The organism is Nocardioides malaquae (assembly GCF_015070385.1).
Lineage (GTDB): Bacteria > Actinomycetota > Actinomycetes > Propionibacteriales > Nocardioidaceae > Nocardioides > Nocardioides malaquae.
On record NZ_JADCSA010000482.1, the window covers coordinates 1 to 266 of the forward strand.

At 52.3% G+C, this 266-nt stretch carries 1 protein-coding gene; it reads left to right on the forward strand.

Annotation, left to right across the window (positions count from 1 at the left end; translation table 11 throughout):
• A partial coding sequence (locus tag IEQ44_RS15985) for a hypothetical protein (RefSeq protein WP_193639429.1) occupies positions 1 to 266 on the forward strand: 266 nt, incomplete at both ends.

Below are 266 nucleotides of genomic sequence, written 5' to 3' on the forward strand. Positions count from 1 at the left end.
CCCGGTAAATGGCAGGCGCAAACCTCTTTCTCAGCTGAGCAGCTGACAGGCGAGAAAGCGCAAAACAGCAATCTGAATAGCGATCAACTTGTCACCTTGCAGGTGAGCAACAGTGGCGATCAGCCGTTATGGTTGCGTATGGATGCCAGCGGTTATCCGCAATCCGCACCTTTACCGGCGAACAATGTGCTGCAAATCGAGCGTCATATTCTTGGTACTGATGGTAAGAGCAAATCGCTGGACTCGTTACGTAGCGGCGATCTGGT